The organism is Streptomyces sp. NPDC048349 (assembly GCF_040651925.1).
GTDB lineage: Bacteria > Actinomycetota > Actinomycetes > Streptomycetales > Streptomycetaceae > Streptomyces.
The window spans coordinates 1-11,411 of sequence record NZ_JBEZLA010000110.1; the positions used below are offsets into that span (position 1 = coordinate 1).

Below are 11,411 nucleotides of genomic sequence, written 5' to 3' on the forward strand. Positions count from 1 at the left end.
CCTCGGCGGGGGGGGCGCTGTTTTTTCGAGTGCCGCAACCCCCGCCCCGCCGGCGCAGGGGTGCGCTGCGCGCGTGCAAGCGACGCCTGCCCAATTCAGCCCCGACAGCGGCGCCGCGGGCTAGTTGCCCGCCGCCTCGTCGCAGCGCTGCGCGCGCAACGCGCGGGACAGGTCGTCGCGGGACTCGAGCACCAGGCGGCGCAGCGCGGGCGCGGCGTCCGGATGCGCGGACAGCCAGGCGTCCGTCGCCGAGAGGGTGGACTGCGGGTCCTGGAGCGACGGGTATAGACCCTTCACCACGTCCATCCCGATCTGGATCGACCGGTCCGCCCACACCCGCTCGATCACCTCGAAGTACGGCTGCGCGTAAGCCGCCAGCAGCTCCCGCTGCGAAGACTGCTGCATACCGGCGATCGTCGCCTCCACCAGCGCGTTCGACAGCGCGTCGGACTCCACCACCGCCGCCCACGCCTGGTCCTTGACCGCCGCCGACGGCCGCGCCGCCAGGCACCGCACCTGGTGCCGCTTGCCCGACGCCGTGTCGTCCCGCGCCAGTTCGGCGCTGAGGACCCCCTCGTCCACCGCCCCGTGCGCGGTCAGCGGCAGCAGGAAGTCCCAGCGCAGCTCCTGGTCCACCTCCAGCCCGTCGATCCGCGCGGACCCGTCCAGCAGCCCCAGCAGCAGCTGGAAGTCGCCCTCGGTCGCCGCGCCGGCCGCGAAGAAGCGGGCCCAGGTCAGCTGGTGCTCCGACCCCGGCTCCGCCAGCCGCAGTTCGTGCAGCGCGCCCGCCGCCAGCTCGCGGCCGCCCTGCTCGCGCCGGCCCGGCGCCGTGTAGTGGGTGACCGCGGTCAGGGCCTGCGCGTGCAGCATCTGGAGCACGCCGACGTCCGTCTCCCGCCCCGCGTGCGCCAGCACCAGCGAGACGAAGTCCCGCGCGGGCATCAGCCCGTCCCGCGTCAGGTTCCACAGCGCCGACCAGCTCAGCGCCCGCGCGAGCGGGTCCGTCAGGTCGCCCAGGTGCGCCCGCAGCGTGGCCAGCGAGCCCTCGTCGAAGCGGATCTTGCAGTAGGTGAGGTCCTCGTCGTTGACCAGCACCAGGTCCGGCCGCTCCCGCCCGGCCAGCTCCGCGACCACGGTCCGCGCGCCCGACACGTCGGTGGCGGCCCGCGCGTAGCGGACCAGGGAGCCGTCGGACTCCAGCCGGTACAGGCCGACCGCGACCCGGTGCGGCCGCAGCTCCTCGCCCTCCTGCACCACCGCGAGCTCGGTCACCCGCCCGCCCGCGTCACAGGTCACCATCGGCGTGAGCACGTTGACCCCCGCCGTCTGCAGCCAGGCCCGCGACCACTCGGCCATGTCCCGCCCGGAGACCTCGCCCAGCACCGACAGCAGGTCGTCCAGCGTCGTGTTCCCGTACGCGTGGGCCTTGAAGTAGCGCCGCGCGCCGTCCAGGAACGCGTCGCGCCCCACGTAGGCGACGAGCTGCTTGAGCACCGCCGCGCCCTTGGCGTAGGTGATGCCGTCGAAGTTCAGCTTGGCGTCCTCCAGGTCACGGATGTCGGCCGTGACCGGGTGCGTGGACGGCAGCTGGTCGGCCCGGTAGGCCCACGCCTTGCGGCTGTTGGCGAAGGTGACCCACGCCTGGTCGAAGCGGGTCGCCTCCACCAGCCCGAAGGAGCCCATGAAGTCCGCGAAGGACTCCTTCAGCCACAGGTCGTCCCACCACTTCATGGTGACCAGGTCGCCGAACCACATGTGCGCCATCTCGTGCAGGATCACGTTCGCGCGCCGCTCGTACGAGGCCTGCGTGACCTTGCCGCGGAAGATGTACTCCTCGCGGAAGGTCACCATCCCCGGGTTCTCCATGGCGCCCAGGTTGTACTCCGGCACGAAGGCCTGGTCGTACTTCCCGAAGGGGTACGGGTAGTCGAAGATCTCGTGGAAGAGGTCGAAGCCCTGCTTGGTGACCAGGAACACGTCGTCCGCGTCGAAGTGCTTCGCGAGCCCCTTGCGGCACATCGCGCCGAGCGGGATCGTCAGGTCCCCGCGGGTGTAGGAGTCCGTCACGTAGTGGTAGGGGCCCGCCACCACGCAGGTGATGTACGTGGAGATCGGCGCGGTCTCGGCGAACCGCCAGACCCCCGCCTCGCGGGACTCCTCCGCCCCGTTGCTCCACACCTGCCAGCCCTCGGGCGCGGACACCTCGAAGCGGTAGGGCGCCTTCAGGTCCGGCTGCTCGAAGTTCGCGTACACCCGCCGGGCGTCCGCCGGCTCGTACTGGGTGTAGAGGTAGACCTCGCCGTCCTCCGGGTCGACGAAGCGGTGCAGACCCTCGCCCGTCCGGCTGTACGCGCAGTTCGCGTCCACCACCAGGACGTTCTCGGTCTCCAGCCCGTCCAGGGCGATCCGCACCCCGTCGAAGACGGCGTCCACGTCCAGCGCGCGCCCGTTGAGGGTCACGGAGTTCACGGAGGGGGCGATCAGGTCCGCGAAGGTGGCGGTGCCCGAGGCCGCGGCCCGGAAGCGGATCGTCGTCACCGAGCGGAAGGTCCGGGGGCCCTCGGCCGGTTCGGCCTCGTCCACCGCGGACCTCACGTCGAGGACCACCTCGTACCCGTCGACGGACAGCAGTTCGGCCCTCTCGCGGGCCTCGTCGCGGGACAGATTCTCTCCGGGCACGTGCACTCCTTCGTGCGTGGTCGGGTTCCTTCGATCGAATCCTCCCATGGGGGGAATGCGTGCGAACGCGCGCTGGTTGGGGAGGGGGACACCCTGACCGACGCCGTGAGCGATGCGAGGAGAGACATGACCGACACCCAGGTGCGCGAGAAGACTCCGGTCGACTTCTGGTTCGACCCGCTCTGCCCCTGGGCCTGGATGACCTCCCGCTGGATGCTGGAGGTCGAGAAGGTCCGCGACGTCGAGGTCCGCTGGCACGTGATGAGCCTGGCCGTCCTGAACGAGAACAAGCTCGACGAACTGCCCGAGCGCTACCGCGAACTGCTCGGCCCCAAGGGCTGGGCGCCGGTGCGCGTGGTCGTCGCGGCCCAGCAGAAGTTCGGTGACGAGATCACCGGCAAGCTCTACACCGAGCTCGGCACCCGCATCCACAACGAGGACAAGGGCGCGACCCGCGAGGTGATCGCCGAGGCGCTGGCGGCGCTCGACCTGCCGGCGGAACTGCTCGCGTACGCCGACTCCGACGAGTACGACGAGGTGCTGCGCGCCTCGCACAACGACGGCATCGACCGGGTCGGCCAGGAGGTCGGCACCCCGGTGATCTCGGTGCCCGGCGCCGACGGCGAGGACGTGGCCTTCTTCGGCCCGGTCGTCACCCCGGCCCCGCGCGGTGAGGCCGCGGCCCGCCTGTGGGACGGCACCCTGCTCGTCGCCTCCACCCCCGGCTTCTACGAGATCAAGCGCACGCGCACCAAGGGCCCCTCCTTCGAGTAGCCCGTACCGTCGCACACAGAAGACCCCCGTGAGTCACGTCCTCACGGGGGTCTTCTGCTGGACACGCCCGCCGGTGAAAGGTGAGAAGACGATCACGAGGCGGACGGGCTCGGAGGTGCGATCAGCCCTTGGCGGGGATCAGCAGCGGGGTGTTCGCCTTGGCGTCGGCGTAGCGCTTGGAGACGTCCTGCCAGTTGACGACGTTCCACATCGCCTCGATGAAGTCCACCTTCTGGTTCTTGTACTGCAGGTAGAAGGCGTGCTCCCAGGCGTCGAAGACCAGGATCGGGGTGCTGGCCACCCCCACGTTGCCCTGGTGGTCGTAGACCTGCTCGACGACCAGGCGGCCGCTGACGGGCTCGTACGCGAGCACGCCCCAGCCGGAGCCCTGGGTGGCGGAGGAGGCGAAGGTCAGCTGCTTCTTGAACTTCGCGAAGGAGCCGAAGGACTCGGTGATCGCGTCGGCCAGGTCGCCCAGGCCGTCGGCCGCGGTGGGCTCGCCGCCGCCCTCGCCGGTCTTCGGGCTGGCCATGTTGTGCCAGTAGATGCTGTGCAGGATGTGCCCGGAGAGATGGAACGCGAGGTTCTTCTCGAGGCCGTTGAGGGCGCCCCAGTTCTCCTTGTCGCGCGCCTCCGCCAGCTGCTCGAGCGTGTTGTTGGCGCCCGTCACATAGGCCGCGTGGTGCTTGTCGTGGTGCAGCTCGATGATCTGCGGGTTGATCACCGGCTCCAGCGCCGCGTAATCGTACGGAAGCTCAGGAAGCGTGTAGATGGCCATGCGTGTTATCCGGTCCCCTCAGCGTGCCAACTGCTTATTGCAATCAATGCGCAACTGCACGCTAGCAGTATCTATTCCTGGTCACACATAAGGGTTGCCTGAGTTCGGGGGCGTACGAAGAAGGCGGGCCCCGTGCTCGCGCACGGGGCCCGCCTCGGTTGCCTCCGGTCCGTCAGACGCGGGCGGCGGCCCGCTTCTGGAGGACCCATCCGGTCACGGCGAGGGCGACGGTCAGGCCGCCGGTGAAGATCACCTGGATCCGGGTGTCCTCGCCCAGGGCCATCAGCACCAGCACCCCGGCCACGCCCGCCAGCGCCACCCACGTCAGGTACGGGAACCCCCACATCCGCACGACCAGCTTCCCGGGGGCCTCCCGTTCCAGCCGGCGGCGCAGCACGAACTGGGAGACGGCGATGAAGCCCCAGACGACGAGGATGACCCCGCCGACCATGTTCAGCAGCCAGGCGAACAGGGTGTCCGGATACCAGTACGACAGCAGCACGGTGGTGAAGCCGAAACCGGAGGAGGCGAGCACTGCACGCCGCGGCACGCGCCCGGTGACCTTGCCCAGCGCCTTCGGTCCCTGGCCGCGGGCGACGAGGGAGTAGGCCATGCGCGAGGAGCCGTAGATGTTGGCGTTCATCGCGGACAGCAGGGCGATCAGGATGACCACGTTCATGATCTGGCCGGCGGCCGGGATGCCCAGGTGGTCCAGGGTGGCGGCGTACGGGCCGTCCGCCGCGACCGCCGGGTCGTTCCACGGCAGCAGGGTGACGATCACCAGCATGGAGCCGACGTAGACGATCGCGATCCGCCACATGGTGGTCTTCACGGCCTTGGCGACGCCCTCGACCGGGTTTTCGGACTCGGCGGCCGCGATGGTCACCGTCTCCAGCCCGCCGTACGCGACGACCGAGGCGAGCAGTCCGACCAGCAGGCCTTCCACCCCGTTGGGGAGGAAGCCGCCGTCGTGCAGCAGGTTGGCGGTGCCGGGGGCGCCGGTGCCGGGCAGTGCGCCCAGGACGGCGAGCACGCCCAGACCCAGGAAGAGCGCGATGGCGCCGATCTTGAGGGTGGCGAACCAGAACTCGAACTCGCCGAAGTTCGAGACCGCGGCCAGGTTGGACCCGCAGAAGACCGCCATGAAGACCAGCACCCACATCCAGGACGGGGTGCCCGGGAACCAGCCGGTCATGATGTGGGCCGCGCCGATGGCCTCGATGGCCACGCCCACGCACAGCAGGGTCCAGAACATCCAGCCGGCGGTGAATCCGGCCCAGGGGCCTATGGCCCGCTCGGCGTGCACGGAGAAGGAGCCGGAGGCGGGGTTCGCGGCGGACATCTCGCCGAGCATCCGCATCACGAACATCACCAGGATCCCGGACGCGGCGTAGGCGAGCACGATCGAGGGGCCCGCGGCGGCGATGCCCGCGCCGGAGCCGACGAAGAGGCCGGCGCCGATGACCCCGCCGAGGGCGATCATCGAGAGGTGGCGCTGCTTGAGTCCGTTGCCCAGGGGGGATCCGGCGTCCGTCGGCGGCGGCGTCTGCTGCCCGGGAGGTGTGAGGGTGCTCTGGCTCATGGGGGGCAGTCTGCCGAACCGTCCGATAAACGGACGTTGCCTGTCCATCATCCGGACGTGGGCTGCACGGGACGTGATCGTCCGCCCGCGCAGCGGACAGGGCCCGGGACACTGGGTCCCGGGCCCTGCCGTACGTCTCACGAGGTGTCAGGGCCGGCCGGCCCGGACCTCCCGCACCCACGCCACCACCAGCACGGCGGCGGCGGCCCCGCTGGACCACAGCAACTGCGGCCGGGCCGAGTCGTCGAACAGCATCAGGACCAGCACCGCCGCCATGCCCGCCAGCGCCGCCCACGTCGCGTACGGGAACAGCCACATCGGCAGGGTCAGCCGCTCCGGCATCTCCCGCTCGATCCGGGGGCGCAGCTTCAGCTGGGAGACCGCGATCAGCGCCCACACGAACAGCAGCACCGCGCCGACCGCATTGAGCATGTAGAGGAAGATCGTGTCCGGCCACAGCAGGTTCAGCACCACCGACACGAAACCGAAGGCCACCGAGGCGAAGACCGCGCGGCGCGGCACCCCGCCGTCCGACACCTTCAGCAGGGCCTTCGGCGCCTCGCCGCGCTCGGCCAGCGAGAACACCATGCGCGAGGAGCCGTACAGGTTGGCGTTCAGCGCCGACAGAAGCGCCACGAACACCACGATGTTCATGATCTGGCCGGCCGCCGGGATGCCGATCGAGTCCAGGACGGCCACGTACGGGCTCTCACCCGGCTTCAGCGAGTCCCACGGCAGCAGGGTCACGATGACCACCATCGAGCCGACGTAGAAGAAGAGGATGCGCCACACCGCGCTGCGCACCGCGCGGGAGACGGACCGGGCCGGGTCGTCCGACTCGGCGGCCGCGATGGTGACGACCTCCAGGCCGCCGAAGGCGAAGACGACCGCGAGCATGCCGGCGACGACCCCGCCCATGCCGGCCGGGAAGAAACCGCCCCGGCCGGTCAGGTTGGCCGTGCCCACGGGGTCCGTGTCGGGCAGCAGGCCGAAGACCGCGAGGGTGCCGAGGATCAGGAACAGCACGATCGCGCCGACCTTCAGGGCCGCGAACCAGAACTCGAACTCGCCGAAGTTCCGCACGGCGGCCAGGTTGCTGGCGGTGAAGACCACCATGAAGAGCAGGACCCAGACCCACTGGTCGATCGAGGGCACCCAGCCGTTGGCGATCTTCGCGGCGCCGGTGGCCTCGACCGCGAGGACCACGACCAGCAGGAACCAGTACAGCCAGCCCGCCGAGAAGCCGGCCCAGCGGCCCAGGGCCTTCTCCGCGTACACCGAGAAGGAGCCGGAGGCGGGCATCGCCGCGGACATCTCGCCGAGCGCCCGCATCACCAGCATCGCGAGCACCCCCGCGAGCAGGTAGGAGCAGATGATCGCCGGTCCGGCGATGCCGATGCCGGCGCCGGAGCCGACGAACAGGCCGGCGCCGATCACGCCGCCGAGACCCAGCATGGTCAGGTGGCGCTGCTTGAGGCTGTGACTGAGGGGTTCCGCGGGCAGTTCGCCCGTCGTCGGAGGAGCTTCGGGCAAGCGGTCGCGCATGAGGGGTGCTCGTACTCTCGTTCGGCCCAGCGGCGGTGGGGCTCCGCATCCGGATTGGCGGGACCCTACAGTCTCACTGAGCGGCGGCCTTGCGTGCAAAACGGAAGTGTTGTCGGATCTACCCCGTGACACGGATCACGCGCACACGGGTGTGGGCAAGGGTCTTTGTGCGGTCTCCACCAAACCGAGGAGTATGCCTTTGTGCCGGGCAGCGGTGGGGGCGCCGCGCGCCGCGGACTAACGTCGGTGATCGTCCCGTCACCCCGACCTCCCGGAGCCCCCCGATGAGCACCGCTTCCGTCTCCTTCCGGCCCGGCGCCGTCCTCGCCGACCTGCTGCCCGCGAGCCGCGTCCGCGACATCGCGCTCGTCGTCGGCGGAGCCGCGCTCACCGGACTGGCCGCGCAGATCGCCGTCCCCGTCCCCGGCTCGCCGGTCCCGGTCACCGGCCAGACCTTCGCCGCGCTGCTCGTCGGCACCGCGTTCGGCGCCCGCCGCGGCTTCCTGTCGCTGGCGCTCTACACCCTTCTCGGCGCGGCCGGCATGCCCTGGTTCGCGAACGGCACGTCCGGAGCGGGCGGCGCCTCGTTCGGCTACGTCCTCGGGATGCTGCTCGCCGCCACGGTGGCCGGCGCCCTCGCGCGCCGCGGCGCCGACCGCTCGGTCCTGCGCACGGCGGGCACGATGGTGCTCGGCTCCGCGGTGATCTACGCGGTGGGCGTTCCCTACCTGATGGCCGCGACCGGGATGTCCCTGAGCGCCGCCGTCGCGGCGGGACTGACCCCGTTCCTGCTCGGCGACGCGCTCAAGGCCGCCCTGGCGATGGGCGCCCTGCCGGCCGCCTGGAAGCTGGCGGGCCGCCGCGGCTGACCCGCCCGCCCGCAGACGCCGGAGCCCGGCCCGCCAGTGACGGCGGGCCGGGCTCTGTCGTCCGTACGGGATCAGGGCTCAGCCCTGCAGCGCCCGCTTGCGGCGGAAGTCCAGCACCACGCCGACGGCCACGACCAGGCCGGCGACCAGGGTGGACAGCGTGACCACCTCGCGGTTGGCGTCGTCCACGAACATGTAGCCGATCACGAACGCGATCAGTGCGGCGGTGGCCCACGTCAGCCACGGGAAGAGCCACATCTTGACGGTCAGCTTCTCCGGGGCCTCGCGGACCAGGATCCCGCGCATCCTCAGCTGGGTGAAGCAGATCACCAGCCACACGAAGAGCGCGATGGCGCCCGAGGAGTTCAGCAGGAAGTTGAAGACCGTGTCCTTGAAGGCGTAGTTGAAGTAGACGGCGACGAAGCCGAAGACCGTGGAGCCCAGGATGGCGGCGACCGGCACGCCGCGGGAGTTGACCTTGGCGAACGCCTTCGGCGCGTCACCGCGCTCACCGAGCGAGAAGGCCATGCGGGAGGCGGTGTAGAGGCCGGAGTTCAGGCAGGACAGCACGGCGGTCAGGACGATGACCTCCATGATCGTGCCGGCGTGCGCGATGCCGATCGAGTCCAGGGCGGCGACGTAGGAGCCCTTCTCGGTGATCGACTTGTCGTTCCAGGGGAGCAGCGTCAGCACGACGAAGATCGAGCCGAGGTAGAAGACGCCGATCCGCCAGATGACGGAGTTGGTGGCCTGGGTGACCGCCTTGCGGGGGTTCTCCGACTCGCCGGCCGCCAGGGTGACGATCTCGCTGCCCATGAAGGAGAAGACGACCATCAGCACGCCGGTGAGGACCGCGCCGTACCCGTTGGGGAAGAAGCCCCCGGTGTCGGTCAGGTGGGCGAAGCCCGCCCCCGGGTTGTCGGAGCCCGGCAGCACGCCGAAGACGGCCAGCATGCCGACGATCACGAACGCGCCGATGGCGACGACCTTGATGCCCGCGAACCAGAACTCGAACTCGCCGTACGAAGCCACCGAGCCGAGGTTCGTGACGGTCAGCACCGCCATCACGATCAGCGCCCAGGCCCACTGCGGGACGGCCGGGATCCAGCTCTCGAGGATGGCGGCACCGGCGGTGGCCTCCACCGCGAGCACGACGACCCAGAAGAACCAGTACAGCCAGCCGATGGAGAAGCCGGCCCAGCGGCCGAGCGCACGGTCGGCGTACGCGGAGAAGGAGCCCGAGTTCGGGCTGGCGGCGGCCATCTCACCGAGCATCCGCATCACGAAGACGACCATCGCGCCGACGAGCGCGTAGGAGATCAGGATGGCGGGGCCGGCCTTGGCGATACCGCCACCGGAGCCGACGAAGAGACCGGCGCCGATGACACCGCCGATGGCGATCATGGACAGGTGGCGGTTCTTGAGACCGGCCTTCAGACCGTCTGAGGACTGGGCGGCGCCGGGTTCACCGGGCGTGTCGCCTGTCTTCTGAAGGGTCGTCGTGGAGCTCATGGACGGATCCTTAGGTTCTCGGGTTGCGAGCCCCGGCATTCAAACCTGAGATGAACGTAGGACGGAAGACCTCAATCCGGATCGTTGCGATAGGACGAAGGTCCAGGACCTTGGTCCCGCCCTGTCCCATCTGCGTTCTTTGGGTTTACTTGAGCTTTAGAAGTGACTTACGCGACACCCCGTTGCGGGCTGTCGGGCCCCCTCGTGCCACACTCGACCCATGCGCGTGTACCTCGGATCCGACCATGCCGGCTTTGAGCTCAAGAACCACCTGGTGGACTGGCTCAAGAACAACGGCCACGAGCCCGTCGACTGTGGGCCCCACATCTACGACGCGGTGGACGACTACCCGCCGTTCTGCCTCCGCGCCGCGGAGAAGACCGCCGCGGACGCCGACAGCCTCGGCATCGTGATCGGCGGCTCCGGCAACGGCGAGCAGATCGCCGCGAACAAGGTCAAGGGCGTCCGCGCCATCCTCGCCTGGAGCGTGGAGACCGCGAAGCTCGGCCGCGAGCACAACAACGCCAACGTGATCTCCGTCGGCGGCCGGATGCACACCCAGGACGAGGCCGTCAGCTTCATCGAGGCCTTCCTGGCGACCCCGTACTCCGACGAGGAGCGCCACACCCGCCGCATCGACATGCTCTCCGCGTACGAGCAGACCGGCGAGCTGCCCCCGATCCCGGCCCACCACCCCCAGGGCTGATTCCGCTTCCGGCCGCGCCGCTCCCTGCGGGGGGTGGCGCGGCCGGTTTCTCTTTGCCGAGGAGCTCTGCCGTGCCCGAGGGGCATACGATCCACCGCCTCGCCCAGGACCACACCGAGCGGTTCGCCGCGCGCCCGGTCCGGGTCAGCAGCCCCCAGGGCCGCTTCGCGCAGAGCGCGGCCCTGCTCGACGGGCGCGAGCTGGGGGGCGCCGAGGCGCACGGCAAGCACCTCTTCCTGGAGCTGGGCGACGCCTGGATCCACATCCACCTCGGCCTCTTCGGCAAGCTCGGCTTCGGTCCCGCCCCGGCGCCGCCCGCCACCGACACGGTCCGGCTGCGGCTGCTGAACGAGGAGCACTACGCCGACCTGCGGGGGCCCACCGCCTGCGCACTGATCGGCGAGGGCGAGAAGAAGGCGATACACGACCGGCTCGGCCCCGACCCGCTGCGCCCGGACGACGACCCCGACCGGGCCTGGAAGCGGATCTCCCGCTCCCGCACCACCATCGCCGCGCTGCTCATGGACCAGAAGGTCGTCGCCGGCGTCGGCAACGTCTACCGCGCCGAGGTCCTCTTCCGGCACGGCATCGACCCCTACCGCCCGGGCAGGGACCTCGCCCGCGCCGAGTGGGACGCCCTGTGGGCGGACCTGGCCGCGCTGATGCGCGAGGGCGTGAGGAACAACCGGATCGACACCGTCCGCGACGAGCACCTGCCCGAGGCGATGGGCAGGCCGCCGCGGGTCGACGACCACGGCGGCGAGGTGTACGTCTACCGCAGGGCGAACCAGCCCTGCCACATCTGCGGGGGCGAGATCCGCACCGCCGACCTCGCCGCCCGCAACCTCTTCTGGTGCCCCGGCTGCCAGCAGCGCTAGGGGGTGTCTGACGGAGGTCCGTGGTGAAGGAGCGGTGTCCGGTGCGTGCTCTCGGCGTGCCGGCCGGATGCCCCCGTACTGGACGTAC

9 protein-coding genes are annotated in these 11,411 nt (G+C 70.4%); 4 read left to right on the forward strand and 5 right to left on the reverse strand.

From position 1 onward, the window contains the following. Window positions 1-120 precede the first annotated feature (120 nt). Window positions 121-2,679 (reverse strand): aminopeptidase N, encoded by a 2,559-nt coding sequence (gene pepN, locus AB0D44_RS33225; RefSeq protein WP_362598269.1) that lies wholly within the window; start codon window positions 2,677-2,679, stop codon window positions 121-123. A 126-nt stretch (window positions 2,680-2,805) separates the two neighbouring features. Here pepN and AB0D44_RS33230 point away from each other — a divergent pair, with 126 nt between their 5' ends. Further along, window positions 2,806-3,453 carry a DsbA family protein gene (locus tag AB0D44_RS33230; RefSeq protein WP_362598271.1) on the forward strand — a complete coding sequence of 216 codons (648 nt, stop codon included), beginning with the start codon at window positions 2,806-2,808 and terminating at the stop codon, window positions 3,451-3,453. 121 nt (window positions 3,454-3,574) lie between these two features. Here the strand turns inward: AB0D44_RS33230 and AB0D44_RS33235 are convergent, their stop codons facing one another. The 3 genes from AB0D44_RS33235 to AB0D44_RS33245 all read right to left on the reverse strand — a co-directional run bounded on the left by AB0D44_RS33235 (window position 3,575) and on the right by AB0D44_RS33245 (window position 7,358). Next, entirely contained in the window at window positions 3,575-4,231 is a 657-nt protein-coding gene (locus AB0D44_RS33235) for a superoxide dismutase (RefSeq protein WP_030016698.1), read from the reverse strand. Window positions 4,232-4,403: 172 nt separating this feature from the next. Beyond that, window positions 4,404-5,813 carry an amino acid permease gene (locus AB0D44_RS33240; protein ID WP_362598274.1) on the reverse strand — a complete coding sequence of 470 codons (1,410 nt, stop codon included), beginning with the start codon at window positions 5,811-5,813 and terminating at the stop codon, window positions 4,404-4,406. A gap of 147 nt (window positions 5,814-5,960) precedes the next feature. Then, window positions 5,961-7,358 carry an amino acid permease gene (locus AB0D44_RS33245; RefSeq protein WP_362598277.1) on the reverse strand — a complete coding sequence of 466 codons (1,398 nt, stop codon included), beginning with the start codon at window positions 7,356-7,358 and terminating at the stop codon, window positions 5,961-5,963. 284 nt (window positions 7,359-7,642) lie between these two features. On the opposite strand from AB0D44_RS33245, the gene AB0D44_RS33250 reads away from it, so the two are divergent. Continuing rightward, window positions 7,643-8,227: a biotin transporter BioY gene (locus tag AB0D44_RS33250; protein WP_362598279.1), complete on the forward strand. Its 585-nt coding sequence runs from the start codon at window positions 7,643-7,645 to the stop codon at window positions 8,225-8,227. 78 nt (window positions 8,228-8,305) lie between these two features. Here AB0D44_RS33250 and AB0D44_RS33255 read toward each other — a convergent pair whose 3' ends face one another. Continuing rightward, the gene (locus AB0D44_RS33255) at window positions 8,306-9,739 is read right to left on the reverse strand and encodes an amino acid permease (RefSeq protein ID WP_362598282.1); all 1,434 of its coding nucleotides are present in this window, start codon (window positions 9,737-9,739) and stop codon (window positions 8,306-8,308) included. Between the two features lie 220 nt (window positions 9,740-9,959). Between AB0D44_RS33255 and AB0D44_RS33260 the strand changes: the two genes are divergently transcribed. Both AB0D44_RS33260 and AB0D44_RS33265 read left to right on the forward strand, forming a co-directional pair. Beyond that, entirely contained in the window at window positions 9,960-10,445 is a 486-nt protein-coding gene (locus tag AB0D44_RS33260) for a ribose-5-phosphate isomerase (protein WP_362598285.1), read from the forward strand. Between the two features lie 71 nt (window positions 10,446-10,516). Next, the gene (locus AB0D44_RS33265; RefSeq protein WP_362598288.1) at window positions 10,517-11,323 is read left to right on the forward strand and encodes a DNA-formamidopyrimidine glycosylase family protein; all 807 of its coding nucleotides are present in this window, start codon (window positions 10,517-10,519) and stop codon (window positions 11,321-11,323) included. Window positions 11,324-11,411 lie beyond the last annotated feature (88 nt).